Origin of the sequence: Capsulimonas corticalis (assembly GCF_003574315.2) — a bacterium.
Lineage (GTDB): Bacteria > Armatimonadota > Armatimonadia > Armatimonadales > Capsulimonadaceae > Capsulimonas > Capsulimonas corticalis.
The window spans coordinates 7,532,999-7,556,300 of sequence record NZ_AP025739.1 but is presented as its reverse complement, the minus strand read 5'-3'; the positions used below and the strand labels follow the sequence as shown (position 1 = coordinate 7,556,300).

The following is a 23,302-nucleotide window of genomic DNA, read 5'->3' as shown; positions in this document are numbered from 1 at the left end:
GTTATCGCAAGCGCTTTCGTAAGAGGCAATCTTACAAACCCTTCCCGTCGGCGGGAGGGGTGGCGCGAAGCGCCGGGGTGGGTTTGCGCGCACCGTCACAACAGCGTAAAGTTATCCGGCAGCAGGGCGGAGATCGGTTCGACGCAGATCTCGTCGCCGGCGCAGGTGGAGACGATCATGATAGGGTTGTCGGCCTGGGAGAATTCGGCGATGACCTGGCGGCAGGCGCCGCAGGGTTTGGCGAGGCGGGTGGCGGTGGTCACCAGGGCGATGGCGACGATGTCCATGCGGCCGTCGGCGATGGCGTTGAAGATCGCGACGCGCTCGGCGCAGACGGTCAGGCCGAACGAGGCGTTCTCGATATTGCAGCCACGGTAGATCGTCCCATCGCTCAGCAGCACCGCCGCGCCGACCGGGAAGTTGGAGTAGGGGGCGTAGGCGGCCGCCTGCGCCTCACGCGCGGCCGCGACGATCTCGCCTTTCAGATCGTGCACCAGCGCGGCGTGGTCGATATCCGTTTGCAGCAAGTCCGTCACCATCGTGGATTGTTCGCGCATCGGTTTCCCCTTTTCTCAATCTGTTACCTTCTACCACATTTCCCGGCAAAATTACCGGGGAACGTGCGCAACCGGGCGCAGATGCAGAAGAAACTCCTCGTTTCCGTCGCCGCCCCGGATCGGGCTGGGCATGCGTCCGAACTCCGCCAGGCCCACGCCGTAAGCGGCGGCGACCACCCGCGCGAGCGCCTGGGTGCGCAGCTGCGGGCTGCGGACGATACCGCCCTTGCCGACACGCTCCGCGCCGACCTCGAACTGCGGCTTGACCAGGCAGACGATATCGCCGTCGGGCGTCAATAACGGCGCCAGCGCGGGGAACGCGATCGTGAGCGAGATAAACGAGAGATCGGCGACGATCAGCGCGAATGGGCCGGGGAACATGTCGGGCGTGAGGTCACGCACGTTGACGCGCTCTCGGAGCGTCACACGGGCATCCTCGCGCAATTGTGGGACCATCTGGTCGCGGCCGACATCGATGGCGAAGACATGCGCCGCGCCGTTTTGCAGCAGGCAGTCCGTGAAGCCGCCCGTGGACGCGCCGGCGTCCAGGCACTGCTTGCCCGCCGGATCGATCCCGAACTTCTCCAGCGCCGCCGCCAGCTTCTGGCCGCCGCGCGAGACGAACGGCAATACTTCGCCGGTGATCTCGATCTCGGCCGTTTCATCCACCGGAGCGCTCGCTTTTAAGCCGAACTTGCCTTTGACGCACACCATCTGCTGATCGATCAGCGCCTCGGCCTCGGAGCGGCTGCGCGCGTGGCCGCGCTCGACGAGCAGTTTGTCAAGACGCATTGGCTGTGACGCCCTTCAAGTGCTCCGTATTGTTCTGATAGATGAGACGCGCCGGGGCGTCGGACGCATCGCATTCCAGCAGCCCGAGCGAGCAGTTGTCGGCCCACGGCGGATCGTCCGGCACGGGCGGAACGCGCAGGAACGCTTCGATCAGACGGCCGACGACATCCGAATGGGACACGATCAATAGGTGCGCGTCGGTATCGCCGAACTGCGCCTTGAGGCTCTCGCGGACCTTGACGGCGCGGGCGTAAATGATGTCGTCGTTCTCCAGCTGCTGTGGCCACCAGACATCGTCGCAGCCGCTGGCCGGATCGATGTCCACAAAGGGAAACTGCTTTCGGAGGTCCGTCGGAGACAGGCCGGGAAACGTCTTGAATGCCGGATAGTTGGGAGAGAAGTATTCGCAGACCTGCGGGTAAAGATGGGCTCGGGCATGGGCGATGCGGCAGTACGGAGCGATCGTCTGCAAAGTCCGCCGCAGCGGCGAAACGTAGATGCGATCGACGCCGAGCGTCGCCAAATGCTCGCCGGTCCGCTCCGCCTGCGCCTCGCCGAGAGGAGTGAGATCGCTGTCGAGATGGTCGGTCAATCCGGCGTTATTTTGCGACTGCCCGTGCCTGAGGAGAAAAAGCTTCATGGAACCAAGTATACCCGGCGCATAAAAAAAGGCGCCCCGGTTGGGGCGCCTCCCAAGAATAAGCTTACTTGGTAGCTGTTCCGCGCATGATCGATTCCAGCTCCGCGGTGTTTCGCACCACGATTTTGCGGCCGGAGAAATCGATGTACCCTTGACGCTTAAAGTCGTTCAGGATCAGCGTCGTGGTTTCGCGGGTGCTTCCGATCATATTCGCCAGTTCCTGATGGGTGAACTTGGCTTTGATCAGCGTTCCGCCTCGGCTCGTCTTGCTGCCGTATTCCTCGTTCAGTCGAAGCAGAAGCTTCGAAAGACGCTTGGGGACCTCCAGGAAAACCAGATCGGCGACCGTCGTTTCCGCTTGGGAGCGGCGTTCGGCGATCAGCTTCATCATCTCCATGGCGGCGGCGGGGGTTTCGTTCAATGCTGCGATAATATCATTGCGACGAAATACACACACCATCGAATCTTCCAGCGTTTCCGCCATCAGTTCGTACGGCTGGTTTTCGGCGAGTAAACCCGTTTCACCAAAGAGCTGGCTGCCTTCAATCAATCCCAGAGTAACTTCACGTCCCTGTTCAGAGACACGCGAGACCTTGACTCGGCCGGAGCAAAGAAGAAAAAGAAAGTCTCCAGCCTGATCCGCGAAATGAATGACTTGCCGTCGTCGATATTGGCGCTGCTCAGCGATGCGCTCCAGGCGTTTTTGCGTCTCCTCCGGCAAGGCCGCCAGGACCGGCACTTGCATGAAATATGGTATTAATGGGCTCAATATTCTTTCCTTCTAGACTGCTTTCAGGGTTAGAACTACGAAGTAAACAACACAGAGACTGCTCGCTTACAGACCGAAGTATACCATAGTTACGCATATTGGTCAAAGATTCCTCACATAAAACCGGGTGAATGGGGGAAAACTGGTATATATTCGGTTAAAATGTGCTAATTGGAGCCGAATTGTCGGAATGACGGCGTTTTCATGTATAAATTAGGTTGCGTTTATCACAAAAAACGCTTTATTGGGCGGACGTGGAAACTGTAATTATTCCGGATGGCGCCGCGCCTGCCGTTTGCTGACCGGCGGCCCAAAAATCTCCTGCATGACAATGGCGGAGAGCAGGCTGTTCGGGTCTCCGAGCGGGAGCGAAATCTTGGGTTTGGCGTTTGCCGCCCTGGGTGTGAAGATTGGCGCCGAAGGGCGCGAAGGCAGGGCCTGCGCCGGCTGGGGAGAGGGGTAGGAGACTGGCGGCGCGGAGCGCAGCGCCGCGGCGACCGGGGGCGGCCCGGCGCCGTATGGGTTCTGCGAAGGCGGCGGAACGCCATAGGCGGCTTGCGGGCGTCCATAAGGCGTGGGATACGACGGGCCGGCTGGAGCGCCAAACTGCGGCGCGGCGGCGGCCGGCTGACCATACTGCTGGGGCGCCGCCGGAACCTGCCCGTACTGCTGGGGAGCCATCGGCGCTTGCCCGTATTGCTGCGGCATGGCGGGCGCTTGCCCATACTGCTGTGGCATGGCGGGAGCCTGTCCGTACTGCTGCGGCGCGCCTGGAGCCTGGCCGTATTGCTGCGGCGTGAGGGGCGGCTGCCCGTACTGAGGGGCGACGGGCGGCTGACCGAATTGGGCCGGCGCGGCGGACTGCTGCTGCTGGCCGTAGGCGGGGGCGCCCTGGTACGGAGACTGCCCGAACGGCGGCGCGCCGGCGGGCGGCGGGTAATTGGGCGCGGGCGGGACGGCGCGGGGCTGTCCATATTGGGACGCGCCGGGGCCTTGCGCCTTCAGCTTCGCCTGTTCCTTGACGGCGGCGCGAAAGATGCCGATCACGCCTTTGGCGATCCAAATGATGATCGCGAGGATCACGAAGACTATCTCATGCACGGCAAGCCCCCCCGTTTCTCACGGCTTCGTTTCGCGTTACGACTGCGCTCCCGTCGTGTTGGACTGTCCGCTGTCGGCGTCTCCCCCCGACAGCTTGCTGATGCCGCTGCGCATATCGGTGTCCGCCTGGATATTGCGCATGTTGTAATAGTCCATCACGCCCATGCGTCCGGCGGCGAGGGCCTCGGCGATGGCAATCGGGATCTGCGCTTGCGACTCCACGACCTTCGCCTGCATCTCCTGCGTATACGCCTTCATTTCCTGCTCGCGCGCCACAGCCATCGAGCGCCGTTCCTCGGCCTTCGCCTGCGCGATCTTCTTGTCCGCCTCGGCCTGGTCGGTTTGAAGGCGCGCGCCGATGTTCTGTCCGACGATTACGTCGGCGATGTCGATCGAAAGGATCTCAAACGCCGTGCCGGCGTCCAGGCCCTTCGCCAGAACGGTCTTGGAGATGCTGTCCGGCCGCTCCATGACGTCCTTGTGCGTGTCCGCCGAGCCGATGGTGGTGACGATGCCTTCGCCGACGCGCGCCAGGACCGTCTGCTCCCCCGCGCCGCCGACAAACTGGTCGATGTTCGCGCGCACCGTAACCCGGGCGAACGCCTTCATCTCGACGCCGTTTTTGGCGACGCCCGCCACGACCGGCGTTTCGATGACCTTCGGGTTGACCGACATCTGGACCGCTTCCAGCACGTTGCGTCCCGCCAGATCGATCGCGGCCGCCTTTTCAAACGACAGGGGGATCTGCGCCCGGTGCGCGCTGATCAGGGCGCTGACGATCCGGTCGACATTACCGCCGGCCAGGTAATGGGTTTCCAATTGGTTGACATTTACCGGGACGCCCGCCTTGACCGCCGCGATCAGCGGGTTCACCACGCGGTCCTGGGGCACTTTGCGCAGACGCATGCCGATCAGGCTGCCGGGGTTGACGCCTTCGACGCCCGCCGCGCGGGCGTTGATCCAGAGCGGCACCGGAACGAATTTGAGAAAGAGCGATAAGAGAACGAGGGCTACGATGAGCAGCAGAACGACCGGCACCAACATTTCCATATGGAACGCCTCCATGCGCGTGTTCGAATTGTTACAGTGAGTGTACCAGTTTTGATTGCTATTCGGCTGTGGCGGTCAAGCGTGGATCGACTTGCTGGGCCGCCACGGAAGCCTGCACGACCTCAAGAACGTTCACACGCTGAAGGTCAAGCATGGCGGCCCTCTCCACTGAGAGGGGAATCCCGGCCCGGTGCGCGCTGATCAGGGCGCTGACGATCCGGTCGACATTACCGCCGGCCAGGTAATGGGTTTCCAATTGGATGACGTTTACCGGAACGCCCGCTTTGACCGCCGCGATCAGCGGGTTCACCACGCGGGTGGGCGGGACTTTCCGCAGACGCATCCCGATCAGAGCCGCGAGGCTGACGCCTTGGATCCCGGCGGCCTTCGCGTTGATCCAGCTCCCGATGGAGAGGAATCGCAGGACGAGGATCAGAAGAATGGGAACGATGAGAAGCAGTACAAGATGGGGCAGGTAGATATACATCCGCAATCCTCCCGACAGAAACTTCGTTGATGATCTTGCAGGCGCGGATATCGTCGCGGCGCTTATTTGATCGTTCGCGGCGCTTATTTGATCGTTCGCGGCGCTTATTTGATCGTTCGCGGCGCTTATTTGATCGTTCGCGGCGCTTATTTGATCGTTCGCGACGCTTATTTGATCGTTCGCGACGCTTATTTGATCGTTCGCGACGCTTATTTGATCGTTGCGATCAGACGCGGCATGAAGTTCAGCCGATCGCAGGCGACGCAAAGGGCGCGCATGCCGCGCCACTCTTCCGGGGGCGTCGATTCGTTGCCGCCCAGATGCAGGTGTCCGTAGAGAATGGTGGCGACGCCGTGCTCCGCGAGCACCTCGGCGAAGGGCGGGATCGGCGGGTAGTGGATCAGCGCGATCTTGAGCTCGCAGTCTTTGATCGCGTCGAGGCGTTTGCGGAGGCGATGGATCTCCCGCGCGACGATCTTATCGCTCTGCGCCTGCTCTTCCGGCGTGATAAGACCGTTCGGCAGCGCCCAGCCCCGCGTTCCGGCCACGCCGATCTTTCCGTCCTCGGAAATAAACGGCGTGTCGTGCAGGCCGGGATAGTTGAGCGGCCGGTCCGAATCCCACCAGTAATCGTGGTTCCCTTTGCAGAGGACTTTGATGCCCGGCAGGGCGCTCAGCCACGCCAGATCCATCTCCGCCTGCGGACGGCGCATCGCCCAGGACAGATCGCCCGGCATCAGCAGCAGGTCGTTCTCCTCGACAACAGCGCGGCAATTCTTCTCGATCCGAGCCGGGTGGTCGCGCCAGTGGTCCCCAAAGATATCCATCGGCTTGGGCTGCGCGAACGACAAGTGAGTGTCCGCCAGCCCCCAAATTCGTCGCATAAACAACAGTATACCCCGCTTGCCGCGTGTGTTCGTATTGACATGCCCGCCCTCCATCCGTATACTCACCCTGTGAGGAAATATCTATGTCAGCAACCACGGCTCCGCCGAAAGATCCGCCGGCCGTGACAAAGTCCAGCGGCGATACTGGATCCGGCGGCGTGCAGCGCGCGGCGATGACGGTGGTGGCGTTTACGCTTCTTTCGCGGATCATCGGCATGGTCCGCGATATGGTGATCGCGTATCAATTTCCGGTCGGCGCGCACACGGACGCTTATGTGGCGGCCTTTAAAATCCCCGATCTGATGACCTATCTGATCGCCGGCGGCGCGCTTTCCTCGACCTTTATTCCTGTTTTCAGCGAGTACATCGCCAACAAAAACGAACGCGGCGCCTGGAAGACGTTTTCCGTGGTCGCCACGGTCACGTTTATCGTCGCGGCGCTCTTTGTCGTCGTTGCCGAGATCTTCGCGCCGCAGCTGGTGCTTCTAATGAACCCCGGGTACCGGGGCCATCCCGACCAGATCGCGATCACGGCGCACTTGACCCGGATCGTCGTCCCCGCCCAGATCTTCTTCATGCTCGGCGGTCTGATGATGGGGACTCTGAACGCGCGCAAGCAGTTTTTGATCCCCGCGCTCGGCCCCAGCATCTACAACCTGGGGATCATTGCCGGCGCGATCGTCGCGCCGTCCCTGGGCCTTGGGATTTCGGGGCTGATGTGGGGAGCGCTGGCAGGCGCGTTCATCGGGAACTTCGTGCTCCAGGCGATCTCCGTGCGGCGCGTGGGCGCCCGCTACAAGCCCAGTCTTGCGGTGCTGTACCCCGGCGCCGTCAAGGTCTGGAAGATGATGCTGCCGATCCTGCTGGGCGTTTCCCTGCCCAATGTCGATCAGATCATCAACAGCTACTTCGCTTCGGAGCTCTCCTACGGCGCGCAGACGGCGATGCAATACGCCAACCGGCTGATGCTCATCCCCATCGGAATCTTCGCGCAGGCGATGGGAATCGCGATCCTGCCGACGATGGCGGCGCAGGCGGCGGCCAAGAACCGCAAGGCGCTGCGGGCGACGATCAATAACGGCCTGCGCACGATCTTATTCCTGACGCTTCCGGCCTCCGCGCTGTTCTTCGTGCTCGCCGCGCCCATCATCACGCTTCTGTTCCAGCATGGACAGTTTACGGCGGAGGCGACGACGCTCACGGCCGAGCCGCTGCGCTTCTACTCGATCGGCATCTTCGCCTGGTCCGCCCAGGCGGTGCTCACGCGTGCGTTTTACTCCATTCAGGATTCGCGCACGCCCGTGATCTCGGGCACGATCAACACCGGCGTGTTCATCTTTCTGAACTGGCTGGTGATCCAGATGAACGGCGGCGTGGCCGGGCTGGCGCTCGCGACGAGCATTGTGGCGACGATCCACATGATCGTCCTGCTGATCGTCCTCTCGAAGCGTCTGCGCGGCTTGGGACGGCGCGAGCTGATTATCAGCGTTGCGCGGACGCTCACGGCGACGGCGGCGCTGGCCGTCACGGCGTGGGCGCTGCGGCTGGGCGTGGACGCCTTGTTCATGGTCGTTCGCGTCCCGGCGTCGCTGCACGCGGCGGTCGCGCTGGTCCTTCCCGGCGGTGTAGGGCTCGCGGCCTTCTATTTCATTGCCCGATTACTAAAAATGCCTGAACTGCAAGCGGGCATTGATATGGTAAAACGTCGCAAACGAGGGTAAAACATACTTATGGACCTTTTCGAGCGTTTTAACAGCAAATTCGGCGCGTGGTACGAGAACCTTTTCGGCGGGGACGCCGGCGGTTTGCGTCCCAAGGATGTTCTGCGCAAGATCATCGCGGCCATGGAGGAGAACCGTAAGGAAGGGCTGGACAGCAAGGTCTATGTCCCCAACAAGTTCATTCTGGAGCTTGCCGTCGACGATCCGGAAGAGCGCGATTATCTGCTTTCGTTCCTGGACGAAGAAGAACTGGTCAGCGTGCTCCAGCGTTTCATGGCGCAGAACAGCTACCATGCGCGCGGCCCGCTGGACTTCACCATCCGCGAGATCCCCGAGGCCGAGCGTGAGCCGCGCCGCGAGAAAGTCCGGGTGAAGGTGCGCTTTGAGAAGGGGGAAGGAGCGCCGTCCTCCGCGCCGGCTCCCATCACGCGCGATTCGGATCAGGACCTGCCGACCGTCGCCGCCGTCTATGATGACGATGACGAAGAAGGCACCGTTCCCGCCGTCGCGTGGGCGTCCCTCGCCGTCACCGATCCCGGCGGACGCAAGCACCTCTTCAGCCTCACCAAACCCATCACGACGATCGGCCGTTCGCGCAACGCGGGAAACGATCTTGTGCTGAGCGACGACGGCCTGGTTTCCAAGGCGCATGCGCGCATTGAGCGGGAGCGGGACGGCCATTTCACGCTCTACGATCTTGGCAGCACGAACGGCGTGTCGGTGAACGGCGCGAAGATCGCCGATAACCGCGCGCTCGCCTCCGGCGACGACATCGTGATCGGAACGACGCATCTGGTTTTCCAGCAGGCGTCGGCGGCGCAGTCCGCCCCGCCGATCACGCGCCCCGTTGCCGCCGCCCCTGTCGCGCCGGCGTATGAAACCGCTTCCCCCGCGCCGAAGGCTTCCGACGGTCCGCGCCGCGCCAAATTGGTCGCCGCGAACGGCGGCGAGCATCTTTTGGCGTCGGAGACCCTAATCGGGCGGGCCGTAACTGCCGATCTTGTTATTGACGACCCATCCATCGCAACGCGGCACGCGCGCATCGTGTCTCCGGATCCAAGCACGTATTACCTGGAGGATCTGGAAAGCGCGCATGGGACGCGCCTTAACGGCCGACGCGTTCCGCCCGGACAGCGCGCGATCTTGGCGAACGGCGACATCGTCACGATTGGCACGCGCGAGCTGCGCTTCTCTGGAGGCGCTCAGTGATCGTACTTCTGGGGCTGCTGCGCTATCTGTTTTTAGCCCTCCTGCTTGGCGTCGTGCTCTACACGCTCAATCTCGCGCGCAAGTACATGGACTGACGTTCCGTCAGGCAAAGACGCGTGTTTTAATATAAAACGAACTGGGTACAGTCGAGGGACAAGGGCTCATTTTGGAAATGATATGCACGACCTACAAGTAATCGTTGAGCGCCGGTGGCAGAGTCATCCCTGCAACGTCCATGAAGCACGCGCCGCGACCCGGGCCTTCGTGGACAGCTACGCCGCCGATCTCACAGACCTCATTGAGCTCGCCATCGGAGAAGCATGCGCAAACGCCGTCGAACACGGATCTCCGCAAGGAGAAGGAAATTTCTTCGTTTTGCGCTGCCTGGTGACCGTCACGAGCCATCAGCTAATTTTTGAAGTGCAGGATCAGGGCACGGAGTTTTCCCTGAAAGAAAACACCCCGGAACGTATGCCCGACCTCACCGCCGAGGGCGGACGCGGTCTCTTTCTCATTCGGTCCATCATGGATAACGTCGCGCTGGAGACCTCCCGAGACGGTCTGACGGTCCGGATGATTAAGACTTTTCTTCCGGCGGATTCGCAACAGTAGCAAACCTTTGTTCGGTTGTGCTATAATGAGTCCATCATGGTTGCAAGAATTCCGAGTTTGGAAGAAAAGCTCAAAGGCCTTCCGACTCAGCCAGGATGTTATCTCTATAAAGACGCGGCCGGCGAGATCATCTACGTCGGAAAAGCGATCAACCTTCGAAATCGCGTCCGCTCATACTTCCAAAAGAGCGCCAAGCACTCCCCAAAAACCCGCAAGCTGATCTCCCGCACGGTGGACCTCGACTATATCGTCGTGGACAGTGAGCTGGAAGCGCTGATCCTTGAATGCAATCTTATCAAGGAGCACCGGCCGCATTACAACATCCGCCTGCGCGACGACAAGCAGTACCCTTATCTCGTCCTCACGATGAACGAGCCGTACCCACGGCTGCTCGTCACTCGCCGCGTCAAGAAGGATGGGGCGAAGTACTTCGGGCCGTTCACCAATTCGCGCGCCGTTTGGGACAGCCTCCGTCTGATCTATCGTCTCTTCCCGCTCGTCACCTGCCGCAAGCGCTGGGATAACTCCCCCGTGCAGCGTCCGTGCCTCTACCATCACATGGGCCGCTGCCCGCACGCGCCCTGCGCGGGTCTCGCCAACTCCGAGGAGTACCGGAAGATGGTGGACGACGTGGCGATGTTCCTCGACGGCAAGCAAGAGAAGCTGGTGCAGCAGCTTCGCGCCGAGATGGAGGAAGCGTCCGAGGATCTTCAGTTCGAGCGCGCCGCGCGTCTGCGCGACCAGATCGCCGCCGTCGAGACGCTGATCGAGCGCCAGAAGGTCGTGTCGACCAACGCCGCCGATCAGGATGTCGTCGCGATCGTCAACGACCACGGCGAATCGGCCGTCCAGATGTTCTTCATCCGCAACGGCAAGCTGATCGGGCAGGAGCACTTCATGCTCGAAGGCCTGGAGGACGAAGAAGGGGTGGAGAACGCCACCGGCGAGTTCCTCAAGCAGTACTATCAGGACGCCGCGTATGTGCCGACGGAGATCATTCTCCCGACCCATGTCGAAGAAACGGTGATCATCGAGCAGTGGCTGCGTCAGAAAAAGGGCACGAAGGTGACGCTGACAGTTCCCGAGCGCGGCGGCAAAAAGCAGCTGCTGGACATGGCGATCGGCAACGCGAAGCTCGCTCTCGAACAGATGCGCACGAACACGCTCACCGAGTACGACCGCACGATGGGCGCGCTGATGGAGCTTCAGGACGCCTTGGGCATCGACACGCCGCTCGAGCGCATCGAAGCCTATGATATCTCGACGATTCAGGGCAGCTTTTCGGTCGGCGGCATGGTCGTCTTCAAAGAGGGCAAGCCGGCGAAGTCCGAATATCGGCGCTTCAAGATCCAGAAACCGACCAATACCGGCGAACCGAACGACTTCGCCATGATGCGAGAAGTCCTCACCCGGCGTCTCAAGGAAGCGAAATCGGGCAATCCCAAGTTCAGCACCCTTCCTGATCTGATGCTGATCGACGGCGGCAAGGGCCAGCTCGGCGTCGCCGTCTCGGTCGCCAAGGAATTGGATGTGGAGCTGAACATGATCGGCCTGGCAAAGCAGTTCGAGCTGGTTTACCAGCCCGGCCAGGCGCAGCCGCTCGCCCTCCCCAAGAACTCCCAGGCGCTCTTCTTATTGCAGCGCATCCGCGACGAAGTCCACCGCTACAGCGTCACCTACCACCGCACCCTGCGCGGCAAGAACGCCACGCTCTCCGTGCTGGACACCATCCCCGGTATCGGCCTGACGCGCCGCCGCGAACTGCTCAAATTCTTCGGCAGCGTCGAGCGCATGAAGAACGCCTCCGTGGATCAGCTCGCCGCCGCCCCGGCCATGAACAAACGGCTGGCGGCGACGATCCACAAAATGCTGCATGGGAACGCGGCGTAGGGCTGGCCCTCCCTGTTTCTACCTATCCTCGCTTTCGGCCGCCCCTCCCTTGCAAACCCACGCCGGCGCTTGGCGTCCTCCCATGCAAACCCACCCCCGGCCTTCGGCCGACCCCTCCCGCCGACGGGAAGGGTTATTTCAGAGCGTGTTATCGCAGGCGCCTTCCGTAAGAGGCAATCTTACAAACCCTTCCCGTCGGCGGGAGGGGTCGCGCGAAGCGCGGGGGTGGGTTTGCAAGGGAGGACGCCAAGCGCCGGCGTGGGTTTGCAAGGGGTGACCGAAGCGCGGGGGTAGGCTGCCCAGAGCCGCTCCTCAGGTACAATAACCCCAAACGCCCGCACATTTTATTTTCCTCAAGAGGGTTTCGTATGCAGCTTTTGTTACGCTGGGCGGTCAGCGCCATCGCGCTTTATCTCACGGTGCTGCTGGCGCAGCATTTCCGTTTGGGCATGTGGCTGGCGCCGGGAGTGGCCGGGGTGGTGGCGTCCGTGATCGCCGTCGCCGCGCTGGGAATCGTGAACGCTGTGATCCGGCCGATCGTGCAGCTGCTGGCGATGCCGCTGACGTGTATTACGTTCGGCCTCTTCTCCTTTGTCATCAACGCCCTGATGTTCTGGCTGGTCGGCATCCTCGTGCCGGGGTTTCACGTGAAGGGGTTTGTCGCGCCGCTCTTTGGCTCGATCGTGATGGGATTGATCTCCGGCATTCTCAATCATCTGTTGATTTCCGACCGTGAAAAGCAGAGGGCTTAATGGAACTTGTGGTGATTACGGGCATGTCCGGCGCGGGCAAGACAGTCGCCGCGCGCGTGTTTGAGGACATGTCCTACAATGTGGTCGATAACCTGCCGCCGGTGCTGCTGCCCGAGCTGGTGGAGAAGTGTCTGGCCGTGCATGACGAGGCGATGGGCGGCCTGCTCGCCGTGGTGATCGATGCGCGCGCGGGATCGTTCTTTATGGGATGGGAGCCGGCGCTGAAGCTGATCCGGCGCATGGGCGTCGAGCCGAAGGTGCTGTTTCTGGACGCCATTGATACGGTGCTGGTGCAGCGGTTCAAGGAGACACGGCGCAAGCACCCGATCTTCGACGATCAGGGCGGCATTTTAGGCAGCATCCGGCTGGAGCGCACGATGCTGGAGCCGATGAAGGAAACCGCGAACAAGGTCATCGATACGTCGGACCTGGACACGCATTATTTCCGCAATCTGCTGCTGGCGGGCTTCTCGCCGCAGGATGACAAGAATAAAGGGCTGACGGTTACGATCTCGTCGTTCGGCTTCAAGTACGGGCTGCCGCTCGACGCCGATCTGGTCTTTGACGTGCGGTTTCTGGTGAACCCGCACTATGTGGACGAACTGCGGCCCTGCGACGGCCGCGATCCCAAAGTGGAGGAGTTCGTGATGGCGGACCCCGACTGCGAGCCGTTCCTCACGAAGATCTATGACCTGCTGGATTTCTGCGTGCCTCAGTATATCGAAGAGGGCAAGGCGTACCTGACCGTTTCGATTGGGTGCACGGGCGGCCGGCATCGCTCCGTCGTCGTCGCGGAGAAGATCGCCGCGCACCTGCGCGATAAGGACTATCGCGTTCTGACCCAGCATCGCGACGTGGATAAGTAATGATCAAGCAACTGCGTTCGTCGCTGAAGTGGCTTTACCCGGGCATGCGGGTGAAGCGCTGGATGCTGCTCACGTTTATCGGCGTCATGCTGGTGATCGTCGGCGCCGCACTCGCCACCAATCTGAAGGGGCTGACCTACATCCAGAACCTGGATGATCTGTCGTACTTGATTCTGACTAAGACACGTCTGCCGCCCCCGAACGCGATTCAATTTGTCGTGCTGGGACTGCTCATTGGCGCGATCGGATTCACGTTCGTGCTGATCTCCATCGTGCAGTTCAACCGCTCGGTGCTTGCGGTCGTGGCGCCGGACGCCCGGGAAAACCTCGCCGACCGTATCTTCGTGCAGCGCTCTCTGGCGCAGGGCCAGCGCATCGTCGTCCTCGGCGGCGGTACGGGACTGTCCACGATGCTGCGCGGTTTGAAAGAGTATACAAGCAATATCGTCGCCGTGGTCACCGTGACCGACAACGGCGGCTCGTCAGGCCGTCTCACCCAGCAGATGGGCATCCTGCCGCCGGGCGACCTGCGCAACTGCCTCGTCGCGCTCGCCGACGCTGAGCCGACGCTGTCACGTTTGTTTCAATATCGGTTTGAAGACAATCATGAGGGCCTTGCCGGTCACAGCTTCGGGAATCTGTTTATCGCGGCGATGACGGCGATCACCAAAGGCAATTACGAGGACGCCATCGTCGCGACGTCCAAAGTTCTCGCCATTCGCGGCAAGGTCTATCCTTCGACCATCCAGAATGTCACTCTTCTGGGGGAACTGGAGGATGGCGCGATCGTCGAGGGCGAAACCGAGATCGTTCACCAGCCGCTGCCGATCAAGCGCATGTACATCCGTCCCGAAAGCGCCCAGCCGCTCCCCGAAGTGCTGCGCGCGATCAAGGAAGCCGACGCGATTATCCTCGGTCCCGGCAGCGTCTACACCAGCGTCGTTCCCAATCTCCTGGTGGAAGGCATCGCCGACGCCATTTCACGCAGCAAAGCCGTCAAGGTCTACGTCTGCAACGTCATGACTCAGCCGGGCGAAACCCAGGGCTTCAGCGCCTCGGATCATATCAAGGCCATCGCCGAGCATGCGCCGGGCAAAAAGATCGTGACGCATGTGCTGGTCAATAAAGAGCGCCCCGCGCCGGAGCTGTTGGAGAAGTACGAGAAGCACGGCCAGAAGTTCGTGGAGCCGGATTTAGACGCGATCCGAGCGCTCGGGTATACGCCGGTGCCGGGAAACTTCATCTCCCAAGCGGACGTCGTACGGCACGATTCGGCGAGACTCGCCGAGGCGATTTTCCGGATTGTTTTGTGAGGGCTTCCTGTTCTCGTTAGTCCCTATTCCCCCAACGAGCTTTGGCTCGTTGGGGGAATAGGGACTAACCCCTACGCCGCCACCAGTCCAAAGTTCTCCGCGTACAGCCCCTTGATCCTCGCGATCTCTTCATCCGTCAGCGGCGTCTGATCCGGCGCGGCGCAGAACTCCTCCAATTGCTGCTCGTCGTAGATGTTGGGCAGCGCGGAGGCGAGGGTGGGTTCGCTCCAGAGGAATTGCAGGGCGGCCTGGCCGAGCGTGCGGCCTGTGCCGTCGGTGAGGAATTCGAGCTGGGCGATCTTTTTGAGGCCGTCTTCGAGCCAGGCTTTGCGCTTGTCGGTGCTGGTGATGCGCCAGTTACGGTGGTCGCCGGGGGCGAATTCGGTTTCGGTGGTGTAGTTGCCTTCGAGCAGGCCGGAGGCGTGGGGAACGCGGACCATGACGCCGCCGCCGGTTTCGCGGGCGGCCGCGAAGACGCGCTCGCCGAGCTGCTGTTCGAGCAGGTTGTAAATGATCTGGACACTCGCGACATGCCGCTTCTGGAAGGAGTGCTCGCCTTCCTCACTCTGGCGGATGTCGATTGCCGGCCCAAGCGCTGTGCCGATGTTGCGGATTTTCCCCTCGGATTTGAGTTCTTCCAGGGCGGCGAAGAGATCGTCGTTATCGATGGCGTCGACGCGCGAGTTGTGCAGCTGATAGAGGTCGATGTAGTCGGTTCCGAGACGCTTCAGGCTCTCCTCGCAGGCGCGCTTGACGTAGGCGGGCGACCAGTCGTGGGGACGTTCGCGCTGGCCGGGCTGGACGCCGGGCGAGGTGTAGAAATCGTAGCCGAACTTGGTTGCGATCACCATCTGGTCGCGGTGTTCGCCGAGGGCTTGCTTGAGAATGGTCTCGCCGAGGCCGTCGCCGTAAACATCGGCGGTGTCGTAGAATGTGACGCCCAGCTCGAAGGCGCGGCGCAGAAGGCGCAGGCGCAGCGCTTCGTCGGTGACGCCCCACATCCCCGTGCTGACGGTCCAGACTCCGAAGCCGACCACGGACGCCTTGAGGTCCGTTTTTCCAAAATTGCGATACTGCATGGCTGTTCGTCTCCTATTGACGCTATGCCAGTATTGTACCCCGCGGCGCCGGGTGTCGGGTATAACGGAAGGGAAGGAAGGTGACGTCTATGCTGCCGGAAACACTGACCACCGCGCTGAAGGAATGGGCCGTGGTCCAGCGATCGCTGCTCGAAGGGCACCAATTGATGCTGCTGCGCAAGGGCGGAATCATTGAGGAAACCGGGGATTTCGATCTCAAGGCGAACCATTTTTTGATCTATCCCAACTACGCGCATGAGACCGAGCGCCTTGGAGATTTGCAGCCCTGCTTTGGAGAGTGGCTGCGCGAGGAAGAAGAGCGGCGGCCGTCGACGGGATTTGTCCGGATCGAAGCCGCCGCCGAAGTGACGGATGTCATCCGTGTGGATGACCGCGAGAAGATGATCAAGCTCGCGCCCCAGCATATCTGGAGCCGCCAGTTCATCGACGGCCGCTATGACTGGGAGCCGTACAAGCCCATTTTTCTCCTGCTGCTCCGCGCCTACGCCCTGCCGAAGGCGCACGTCCTGCCGATCCTGCCGGACTACGGCGGCTGCCGGTCCTGGATCGAAATCGTCGAGCCGATCTCCACCGTGGGCGCCGCGCCGGCGGTTTCGGACGAGCGTTTCGAGCGCCGCCGGACGCTGACGCGCAAGCTGCTGGAAGATTGACCTTGCGGCGCCCTGAGAACATCGCCTGCCCCTGCCGATAATAAACCGTAGATTCCTCGGTAAATGTAGGGGTAACCATGCTTTCTTCGCGTCAAAGGCTGGGTGAACTGCTCGTCTCCCATCGGCTTATCACACAAGAGCAACTGGATAAAGCGCTTTCCATCCAGCGCGAGCGGTTCCAGCCGCTTGGCCAAATTCTGATCCAGCAAAATCTGATCACGGAAGAGCGTCTGCTGCAAGCATGCGCGCTGCAAAAGGGATTCGCGGCGTGGCATCTTCAGCACGACCCGCCGACCAAAGAGGCGCTGGAGCTGGTTCCCGGCAACCTTTGCCGCAGCTACCAAATCCTTCCCGTACAGATCAAGTCCGGACGGCTGTTCCTGGCGATGCGTGACCCGAGCGACGTGGATGCGCTCGATATGGTCCGCGATCTCTCCAAACTGCGCATCGAGCCGGTGCTGGCGAACGAAGACCGCCTGGCGACGCTGATCGAAGAGATCCACGGCCAGACGATTGTCGTCAACGACGCCATGAGCAAGCTGGTGACCCAGGCGCTCGATGAATTCACGGTCGATCAGAACGCCAACGATGGCGCCGTTTCGGAAGCCGAGATGCGCCCGGTCGTCGGTCTGATCAATCAGATCCTCGCGGAAGCGATCAAGATGCGCGCCAGCGATATCCACCTGGAGCCGCGCAAAGACCGCGTCGAATTCCGGTACCGGATCGACGGCCAGCTCCAGAAAATGCACGAGATTCCGAACAAGCTTCAGGCCGCGCTGATCGCGCGTCTGAAGATCATGGCGCAGATCGATATCGTCGAGTATCGCATCCCGCAGGACGGACGCATCGAAGTGACGGTCGAAGGCCGCACGATCGACCTGCGCGTCTCGATCCTGCCCAACTACCACGGCCAGCGCGTCGTTCTGCGCGTTCTGGACAAGGGCCAGACCCTGCGCCAGCTTCCCGAGCTCGGCTTCTCCGACCACAACTTCAAACTGTTCGGCGATATGATCCAGAAGCCGTACGGCCTGGTGCTGGTCACGGGGCCGACCGGCTCCGGCAAGACGACGACGCTGTACGCCGCGCTCAACAAGCTCAAGAACGAGACCAACAATATCATGACCTGCGAGGATCCGGTCGAGTACGCCATTGACGGAATCAACCAGTCGCACGTCAACGAGAAGGTCGGCCTGACGTTCGCCGCGCAGCTGCGCGCCATCCTGCGTCAGGACCCGGACATCGTGCTTGTCGGCGAGATCCGCGACAAGGAGACGGCGGAGACGGCGCTGCGCGCCTCCCTGACCGGCCACCTGGTTTTGAGCACGCTGCACTGCAATGACGCCCCCAGCGCCATCCCGCGATTGGCGGATATGGGCATCGAACCGTTCATGCTGAGCACCGCACTGATCGGCGTCACCGGCCAGCGCCTCGTCCGCCAGCTCTGCCCGGACTGCCGCGAACAGTATTCGCCGTCCGCCGAGGAGCGCGATGTGCTGGGACACCAATATTCCGGCGATCTTCCGCTGCTGTGGCGCCCCAAAGGCTGCGTGCGCTGCAACGGCGCCGGATACAAGGGCCGAAACGGCGTCCACGAGATCCTGCCGATCGGTTCGCAGATGCAGAGCCTGATCGCCAACCGCGCTTCCATGGACGAATTGAAGACGGTCGGCGCCACCTACGGCTACGAGACGATGCAGCAGGACGCCTGCCGCCGCGTCATCAAAGGCGAGACCTCGTTCAACGAAGCCCGCCGCCTGGTCTTCTTCGACACGCTGTCACAGGCCGCTCCGGCCGCGCCCGTCGTTCAGATCGAACGCGCCGCGTAAATCTCCGAGCCTCAATCGCCAAAGCGCCGGATGGGATCTCCCGTCCGGCGCTTTTTTGTCTGTTTCTTGCTTTTCGGCTATACTATCGGTATCGTATTCGTCCCCGCCGCGCGCCCCCTCCGGCGCCGCGAACGAAAGGAGCCGCCGCTATGTATCGTCAGTCACGCAAGGGATATATCGAGGAGCAGATCGAGAAGATCGGCCTGATCCTGACCCTGATTCTCACCGGCCGTAACGCCGACCCGCAGAAGGGCGGCGTTGAAGAGATAAAGAAGTCCTGCAAAGAGCTTACCGGCATCGATATCAGCCTGTTGCTCGCTCTCCCCGCCGACCGCCTCCCGACCCTTTTCGAAGGCGCCCTCGGCTACGACGGCGGCCGCTCCCTCGCCGCTGGCGTCCTGCTCGATGAACGCGCCCAGCTATTCGAACTACAAAACCTAATGGCGAGCGCCGTCGCCGCCTGGCCGAAGGCGCTGCTCCTGCTAATGGAAGCCCTGATCGCCGAAGAAGGCTTCCGAACCCCCGAGTACCGCGCCCGCGTGGATACGATTTTAGAGAAACTGGGCGCGAACGGCGTCACACCGAGGATTTTGGAGCGGCTGGAAACTTATCGGAAAGTCGTAGGGTAGAGGGACTAACGCCGAGACCGTCACCGCCTTCACCCGCCTCGCATCTGCCGTCGAAATTCGCCGGGGCTGAGGTGAAAATATCGTCGGAAGACTTTGCAAAGGTCGTTCGCGTTGGCGAAGCCCGTGGTCACGGCGATGGCTTCCAATTTGAGATCGGATTGGACCAGCAGGCGCGTCACTTCTTCCAGCCGGACTTGGCGCAGGAATCCGGCGGGGGCCAGGCCGGTGACGTCGCGGAAATAGTGGCTGAAGCGGCTGCGGCTCATGCCGAACGTTTCGGAGAGCTCGGCGACATCAGCGGGGTGTGGCAGGCGCGCCATGGCGAACGCGCGGGCTTCGTCGAGCAGCTTTTCGCGCGGAGCGCGTGGGTAGGCGGCGTGGTGCGCCGCGCGTTCGTACTCCACGAGCAGCTCGAACGCGGCTTGTTCCTCGGCGAAACGGTCCCGGTAGCCGCTGGTGTGGACCGTTTCGAACGCCGTCAGAAACCGGGTGAGCAGCGCGCCGTCGTCAGGCATCGTGAAGACTGGGCCGGATGTTTTTTTGCGCTCGATAAGGCGCTGCGCGACATAGGGATGCAGCAGGATCAAATAAAGAAACGACCAGTTTTGGGAGTCGCTGGGATGCTGATACACGTGGGGCGAGGGGATTGTGGCGAGGAACGCCATACCGGGCTCGACCCGATGCGTGACCCCGCCCTCTTGGTAGATCCCCCATCCGGACACGGTGTACTGGAGCACCAGGAACGGATGCGAGGGATCGCCGCCGCGCCGCAGGCCGTCCCAGTAATAGGAATCGCCGGACACGCGTCGCTCAAAGCCCCCCGCGATCATCGTCTCCGGACCGTGTGTCCGCCGCCGGTCGCGCGACTCAAAGACGCCGCTGGCCCATACTTCTCGCTCTGTTAGATCCATCAGTTTCATAAGCTTGCTCTAAGGCGCACAAATCGACCATAGAAAGTCGGAATAGACGATTGCCGCCGTGAAATCTCTCTTGTATAATACTCGCAGAGAACGCGATTATCCTTCACATCTTGGATATCGACGGAAAGGCTGGAATTTTATGCCCCTGAAAATTGCAATGATCGGCGCCGGTTCGATCGGTTTTACGCGCCGCCTGATGCGTGACGTCCTTTCCGTGCCCGAATTGCGAGACACGCAATTCAATCTGATGGATATTTCGCCGCTCAATCTGGACATGGTGGCCCAGCTCTGCAAGCGCGATATCGAAGGCAACGGCTTGCCGGCGACGGTCACGGCGACCACTGACCGCCGCGAAGCGCTGCGGGACGCCGATTACGTCATCTGCACGATCCGCGAAGGCGGCCTGGAGGCGTTTCAGACGGATATCGATATTCCGCTCAAGTACGGCGTCGATCAGTGCGTCGGCGACACGCTTTGCATTGGCGGAATCATGTACGGCCAGCGCACGATGGCGGCCATGCTGGATATCTGCAAAGATATCCGAGAGATGGCGAAGCCCGACGTGCTGTTCCTCAACTACTCCAACCCGATGGCGATGAACACCTGGGCGTGCAACAAGTACGGCGGCGTGAAGACGGTCGGCCTCTGCCATGGCGTGCAGGGCGCGCACTGGCAGATCGCGCAGTGCATCGAGCTCTGGGCGAAGCGTGAGGGACTGTTGGGGGAGGACGAGAAACTTGCTCGGACGGATGTCGATGTCGTCTTTGCCGGCATCAACCATCAGACCTGGTGCGTCAAAGCGCAGTGGCGCGGGATCGACTTTATCCCGAAGCTTCTGGAGCTGTTCCAGGCGCATCCCGAGTTTCCCACCACGGAAAAAGTGCGGATCGATGTCTTGAAGCGATTTGGCTATTACAGTACGGAATCCAACGGCCATCTCAGCGAGTATCTGCCCTGGTACCGCAAGCGCGTCGAGGAGATCAACGACTGGATCGATCTCTCCAACTGGATCAACGGCGAGACCGGCGGTTACCTGCGCGTCTGCACCGAGGGCCGCAACTGGTTTGAGACCGATTTCCCGAACTGGCTGGCCGAGGAAGCGCCCAAGTTCACGGCCGAAAGCCGGAGCGAAGAGCACGGCTCCTACATCATTGAGTCGCTGGAGACGGGGCGGATCTACCGGGGGCACTTCAACGTCATCAATCAGGGGCACATCACGAATCTGCCGGACGGCTGCGTGATCGAAGTTCCCGGCTATGTCGATCGCAACGGCATGAACATCCCCGTTGTCGGCGACTTGCCGCTCGCTTGCGCCGCGACCTGCTCCGCCAGTGTTCGCGTCCAGGAGATGTCCGTCGAAGCCGCCGTGCGCGGCGACGTCACGCTGCTGAAGCAAGCCGTGCTGCACGACCCGTTGGTCGGCGCTGTCTGCAACCCCGAGGAAATCTGGCAGATGGTGGACGAAATGCTTGTCGCCCAGGCCCAGTGGCTCCCCCAATACGCCGCCGCCATCCCCGCCGCCCGCCGCCGCCTCGCGGACGCCGAAGCCAACGGAACCCGCGTCCGCCTGCGTGAAACCCAGGGCGCCGCGCGCCTGCACACCAAGACCGTGGACGAAATGTCCCGCGACGCCGAAGAATCCCGCGCCAACGCGTCCGCCGCGGACAAGGGAAAGATGACGAAGGTGACGGCGTAGGAAGCCCCATCCCCCGCCGAAGCAAGTTTCAGCGGGGGATGGGGAGCAGTCGAGAATTGGCTTGGCGCTCTTATGCGCGGAGATTCGCTTTCAGTGTCGCAATGTCTCTTGCCACGGCTTGCGACTGGGGGTGATCCGGCTGATTTGCACTTTCGTAGAAGTCGATCGCGCGGGTGAGTGTCAGATCAGCCTGTTCTCGATCCTCAAGCCGGATCTGTATCTCTGATAGCAGGCAAAGATGCAGAGCTGCTTGAGTCGGGTCGGCAGGTGTTGGGCCGGCGAGTTCTAGTGCGTGTTCGACAGAGGCGCGCGCTTCTTCTAGTCGGCCTAGCGATCGATAAATAGAGCCGAGGCGCGCCAATCGCTCCGGTTTTTCCTCTTGACGGCTTCTGTCAATTTCGACGGCGCGTTCGGCGGCGGCTTGGGCTGCGGGACGATCTTTCAATTGGAGCAGCAATATTGCAAGCAAGTTATAAATTGTTGCTCCGTCCACAGTGCTCGGCCCCTGAACGGCTTCGCGAATGGCGATGGACTGCCGATAAAACCGAATTGCTTCCTGCCCCCTGTTGACGTGCGCGAGGCGCTTGGCGAGGCTGAACGCCAGCACGGTGGCTTGCGCGGGGTTGATGTCCGTACGACTGCCGAGCATATCCAGCGTCGTGATGGCGTGCGGCGTCAATATTCGCACCTTCTCTTCATCTGCCGGACTTTTCGGTGTCTGCGGATAATTCGGCGTGATGAGGCCAATGAGATTCGTGAGAATCTTATCCGCGTCAGCCGGCTGTAAATCACCGGCGCAGAGTTCCAATATTCGGGCCAGAGTGCCATCCACCGACTCCCAATCCCCGAGGGCGATAACGACTTTCATCAGGCCCAGCAGAGGAGCCGTCTCAGCGAAGGCGGCGTTTTCCTGTGTGCGATAGAGCTCGATTGCTTGCTTATAGGTAACGCGCGCTTCGGCCAGTCGACCAAGTTTATGCTGGACTTTCGCGAGTTGCTTCAGATGATTGGCGTGCCCCGCATCAGAAGATATGCGGAGGCGCACGGAAACTTCCGCCGGCTCCAGGGCGGCTTCGTATTCGTCGAGAGCCGCGCGCAATATGCTGATGAGAGCGTAATCGAGAGACATCTGATTGGTGTTCGGACGCGGCATGGCCGCGTGAATCCGAACGGCCTGTTGGTAGCAGGCAAGAGAGGCGCGATAATTTTTTGCGTCGCGCAGGTCTTTCGCCGTAAATCGGGCAAGTCGGAGAGCGCGTTCGAGGGGAAATTCCTTGGGGGAAAGATTTGTGAGGGCCTCGATATGTCTGAGAATCTGCGCGGCGTGCGGAATGAGCATCTCCCGTAGCGTCACTTCGATTTTGTTCGCCGGCTCCCAGGGAAATGTATTGGTGATCGCGAATGTCAGCCAGATCAGATCGAATATTTCGGGCGGAGCATTGGTGCGTTCAACCACCATCACGACGATGTCGAACTTGGGAAGTGGGGAAATTGGCTTTGGCCGGTCGAGCTCGCCGCGCAGCAAGAGCTCCATCGCCATTTTGCGCTGTGCGTCGTCAGTGAAGGGGATATGGTTGTTGCCGATGCTCTGTAAAAGGTCTTCGGAGTTGGGCATAATCTCGGCAAGAAAGACAGAGGGGAGAGGCTCCTCGGGCAAATGGGTCGCCATACGCTCTGTGATGACGCCGCTGTAGTGAGTGAGAGCGTCGTGCGCGGCTTGCTCGGCTGGATTTCTTCTCATGATTCGGCTCCAAATAACCCGCAGATATGAAGCACTCTTATCTGCGGTGATTGCGATGTGCACACACTGTATTATAGCGTGTCCTCGCTTTCGG

At 61.3% G+C, this 23,302-nt stretch carries 22 protein-coding genes; 11 read left to right on the top strand and 11 right to left on the bottom strand.

What is annotated here, in order from left to right; genetic code table 11:
• Positions 1-95: 95 nt before the first annotated feature.
• From D5261_RS32960 to D5261_RS32925, 8 genes are all read right to left on the bottom strand, one after another.
• Complete coding sequence (locus D5261_RS32960) at positions 96-557, bottom strand: cytidine deaminase (protein WP_245992475.1); 462 nt, start codon at positions 555-557, stop codon at positions 96-98.
• 51 nt (positions 558-608) lie between these two features.
• A complete protein-coding gene (locus D5261_RS32955) occupies positions 609-1,349 on the bottom strand; it encodes a TlyA family RNA methyltransferase (protein ID WP_119319850.1) in 741 nt (246 codons plus the stop codon).
• Positions 1,339-1,989 carry a histidine phosphatase family protein gene (locus D5261_RS32950; RefSeq protein ID WP_119319849.1) on the bottom strand — a complete coding sequence of 217 codons (651 nt, stop codon included), beginning with the start codon at positions 1,987-1,989 and terminating at the stop codon, positions 1,339-1,341. The genes D5261_RS32955 and D5261_RS32950 overlap by 11 nt, the downstream gene beginning before the upstream one ends.
• 64 nt (positions 1,990-2,053) lie before the next feature.
• Positions 2,054-2,758 carry a Crp/Fnr family transcriptional regulator gene (locus tag D5261_RS32945; protein WP_125205808.1) on the bottom strand — a complete coding sequence of 235 codons (705 nt, stop codon included), beginning with the start codon at positions 2,756-2,758 and terminating at the stop codon, positions 2,054-2,056.
• 267 nt (positions 2,759-3,025) lie between these two features.
• Positions 3,026-3,841: a hypothetical protein gene (locus D5261_RS32940; protein WP_301002377.1), complete on the bottom strand. Its 816-nt coding sequence runs from the start codon at positions 3,839-3,841 to the stop codon at positions 3,026-3,028.
• Positions 3,842-3,895: 54 nt separating this feature from the next.
• The gene (gene floA / locus D5261_RS32935; protein WP_119320278.1) at positions 3,896-4,909 is read right to left on the bottom strand and encodes a flotillin-like protein FloA; all 1,014 of its coding nucleotides are present in this window, start codon (positions 4,907-4,909) and stop codon (positions 3,896-3,898) included.
• Between the two features lie 58 nt (positions 4,910-4,967).
• Entirely contained in the window at positions 4,968-5,396 is a 429-nt protein-coding gene (locus tag D5261_RS32930) for a flotillin-like FloA family protein (RefSeq protein ID WP_119319846.1), read from the bottom strand.
• Positions 5,397-5,605: 209 nt separating this feature from the next.
• On the bottom strand, positions 5,606-6,280 hold the full coding sequence (locus D5261_RS32925) for a metallophosphoesterase (protein WP_165863960.1): 675 nt from the start codon (positions 6,278-6,280) through the stop codon (positions 5,606-5,608).
• Between the two features lie 86 nt (positions 6,281-6,366).
• Here D5261_RS32925 and murJ point away from each other — a divergent pair, with 86 nt between their 5' ends.
• From murJ to D5261_RS32890, 7 genes are all read left to right on the top strand, one after another.
• Entirely contained in the window at positions 6,367-8,004 is a 1,638-nt protein-coding gene (gene murJ, locus D5261_RS32920; protein WP_119319844.1) for a murein biosynthesis integral membrane protein MurJ, read from the top strand.
• A gap of 9 nt (positions 8,005-8,013) precedes the next feature.
• Entirely contained in the window at positions 8,014-9,213 is a 1,200-nt protein-coding gene (locus D5261_RS32915; protein WP_119319843.1) for an FhaA domain-containing protein, read from the top strand.
• Between the two features lie 177 nt (positions 9,214-9,390).
• On the top strand, positions 9,391-9,825 hold the full coding sequence (locus D5261_RS32910) for an ATP-binding protein (RefSeq protein WP_119319842.1): 435 nt from the start codon (positions 9,391-9,393) through the stop codon (positions 9,823-9,825).
• Between the two features lie 36 nt (positions 9,826-9,861).
• On the top strand, positions 9,862-11,715 hold the full coding sequence (gene uvrC / locus D5261_RS32905) for an excinuclease ABC subunit UvrC (RefSeq protein WP_119319841.1): 1,854 nt from the start codon (positions 9,862-9,864) through the stop codon (positions 11,713-11,715).
• Positions 11,716-12,083: 368 nt separating this feature from the next.
• A complete protein-coding gene (locus D5261_RS32900; protein WP_119319840.1) occupies positions 12,084-12,467 on the top strand; it encodes a phage holin family protein in 384 nt (127 codons plus the stop codon).
• Positions 12,467-13,333 carry an RNase adapter RapZ gene (gene rapZ, locus D5261_RS32895; RefSeq protein ID WP_119319839.1) on the top strand — a complete coding sequence of 289 codons (867 nt, stop codon included), beginning with the start codon at positions 12,467-12,469 and terminating at the stop codon, positions 13,331-13,333. Before D5261_RS32900 ends, rapZ begins: the two co-directional genes overlap by 1 nt.
• A complete protein-coding gene (locus tag D5261_RS32890; RefSeq protein WP_119319838.1) occupies positions 13,333-14,646 on the top strand; it encodes a gluconeogenesis factor YvcK family protein in 1,314 nt (437 codons plus the stop codon). Before rapZ ends, D5261_RS32890 begins: the two co-directional genes overlap by 1 nt.
• 71 nt (positions 14,647-14,717) lie before the next feature.
• Here D5261_RS32890 and D5261_RS32885 read toward each other — a convergent pair whose 3' ends face one another.
• A complete protein-coding gene (locus D5261_RS32885; protein ID WP_119319837.1) occupies positions 14,718-15,725 on the bottom strand; it encodes an aldo/keto reductase in 1,008 nt (335 codons plus the stop codon).
• A gap of 89 nt (positions 15,726-15,814) precedes the next feature.
• Between D5261_RS32885 and D5261_RS32880 the strand changes: the two genes are divergently transcribed.
• From D5261_RS32880 to D5261_RS32870, 3 genes are all read left to right on the top strand, one after another.
• Positions 15,815-16,396 (top strand): DUF1802 family protein, encoded by a 582-nt coding sequence (locus D5261_RS32880; RefSeq protein ID WP_119319836.1) that lies wholly within the window; start codon positions 15,815-15,817, stop codon positions 16,394-16,396.
• A gap of 77 nt (positions 16,397-16,473) precedes the next feature.
• Positions 16,474-18,222, top strand: coding sequence for a GspE/PulE family protein (locus tag D5261_RS32875; RefSeq protein WP_119319835.1), 1,749 nt, complete (start codon positions 16,474-16,476; stop codon positions 18,220-18,222).
• A 149-nt stretch (positions 18,223-18,371) separates the two neighbouring features.
• Complete coding sequence (locus D5261_RS32870; RefSeq protein ID WP_119319834.1) at positions 18,372-18,851, top strand: hypothetical protein; 480 nt, start codon at positions 18,372-18,374, stop codon at positions 18,849-18,851.
• A 29-nt stretch (positions 18,852-18,880) separates the two neighbouring features.
• Here D5261_RS32870 and D5261_RS32865 read toward each other — a convergent pair whose 3' ends face one another.
• The gene (locus D5261_RS32865) at positions 18,881-19,771 is read right to left on the bottom strand and encodes an AraC family transcriptional regulator (protein ID WP_119319833.1); all 891 of its coding nucleotides are present in this window, start codon (positions 19,769-19,771) and stop codon (positions 18,881-18,883) included.
• Positions 19,772-19,910: 139 nt separating this feature from the next.
• On the opposite strand from D5261_RS32865, the gene D5261_RS32860 reads away from it, so the two are divergent.
• Positions 19,911-21,467, top strand: coding sequence for an alpha-glucosidase/alpha-galactosidase (locus tag D5261_RS32860; protein ID WP_119319832.1), 1,557 nt, complete (start codon positions 19,911-19,913; stop codon positions 21,465-21,467).
• A 70-nt stretch (positions 21,468-21,537) separates the two neighbouring features.
• On the opposite strand, the gene D5261_RS32855 is transcribed toward D5261_RS32860, so the two are convergent.
• Entirely contained in the window at positions 21,538-22,992 is a 1,455-nt protein-coding gene (locus D5261_RS32855) for a tetratricopeptide repeat protein (protein ID WP_301002376.1), read from the bottom strand.
• Positions 22,993-23,302: the final 310 nt, after the last annotated feature.

What these genes read in the sequence shown, in the direction of transcription:
- uvrC (WP_119319841.1), top strand. Translation starts at nt 9,862, where the DNA reads ATGGTTGCAAGAATTCCGAGTTTGGAAGAAAAGCTCAAAGGCCTTCCG.
- D5261_RS32900 (WP_119319840.1), top strand. Translation starts at nt 12,084, where the DNA reads ATGCAGCTTTTGTTACGCTGGGCGGTCAGCGCCATCGCGCTTTATCTC.
- D5261_RS32930 (WP_119319846.1), bottom strand. Translation starts at nt 5,396, where the DNA reads ATGTATATCTACCTGCCCCATCTTGTACTGCTTCTCATCGTTCCCATT.
- D5261_RS32865 (WP_119319833.1), bottom strand. Translation starts at nt 19,771, where the DNA reads ATGAAACTGATGGATCTAACAGAGCGAGAAGTATGGGCCAGCGGCGTC.
- D5261_RS32885 (WP_119319837.1), bottom strand. Translation starts at nt 15,725, where the DNA reads ATGCAGTATCGCAATTTTGGAAAAACGGACCTCAAGGCGTCCGTGGTC.
- D5261_RS32955 (WP_119319850.1), bottom strand. Translation starts at nt 1,349, where the DNA reads ATGCGTCTTGACAAACTGCTCGTCGAGCGCGGCCACGCGCGCAGCCGC.
- floA (WP_119320278.1), bottom strand. Translation starts at nt 4,909, where the DNA reads ATGGAAATGTTGGTGCCGGTCGTTCTGCTGCTCATCGTAGCCCTCGTT.
- rapZ (WP_119319839.1), top strand. Translation starts at nt 12,467, where the DNA reads ATGGAACTTGTGGTGATTACGGGCATGTCCGGCGCGGGCAAGACAGTC.
- D5261_RS32875 (WP_119319835.1), top strand. Translation starts at nt 16,474, where the DNA reads ATGCTTTCTTCGCGTCAAAGGCTGGGTGAACTGCTCGTCTCCCATCGG.
- D5261_RS32925 (WP_165863960.1), bottom strand. Translation starts at nt 6,280, where the DNA reads ATGCGACGAATTTGGGGGCTGGCGGACACTCACTTGTCGTTCGCGCAG.
- murJ (WP_119319844.1), top strand. Translation starts at nt 6,367, where the DNA reads ATGTCAGCAACCACGGCTCCGCCGAAAGATCCGCCGGCCGTGACAAAG.
- D5261_RS32915 (WP_119319843.1), top strand. Translation starts at nt 8,014, where the DNA reads ATGGACCTTTTCGAGCGTTTTAACAGCAAATTCGGCGCGTGGTACGAG.
- D5261_RS32890 (WP_119319838.1), top strand. Translation starts at nt 13,333, where the DNA reads ATGATCAAGCAACTGCGTTCGTCGCTGAAGTGGCTTTACCCGGGCATG.
- D5261_RS32910 (WP_119319842.1), top strand. Translation starts at nt 9,391, where the DNA reads ATGCACGACCTACAAGTAATCGTTGAGCGCCGGTGGCAGAGTCATCCC.
- D5261_RS32950 (WP_119319849.1), bottom strand. Translation starts at nt 1,989, where the DNA reads ATGAAGCTTTTTCTCCTCAGGCACGGGCAGTCGCAAAATAACGCCGGA.
- D5261_RS32880 (WP_119319836.1), top strand. Translation starts at nt 15,815, where the DNA reads ATGCTGCCGGAAACACTGACCACCGCGCTGAAGGAATGGGCCGTGGTC.
- D5261_RS32960 (WP_245992475.1), bottom strand. Translation starts at nt 557, where the DNA reads ATGCGCGAACAATCCACGATGGTGACGGACTTGCTGCAAACGGATATC.
- D5261_RS32870 (WP_119319834.1), top strand. Translation starts at nt 18,372, where the DNA reads ATGTATCGTCAGTCACGCAAGGGATATATCGAGGAGCAGATCGAGAAG.
- D5261_RS32860 (WP_119319832.1), top strand. Translation starts at nt 19,911, where the DNA reads ATGCCCCTGAAAATTGCAATGATCGGCGCCGGTTCGATCGGTTTTACG.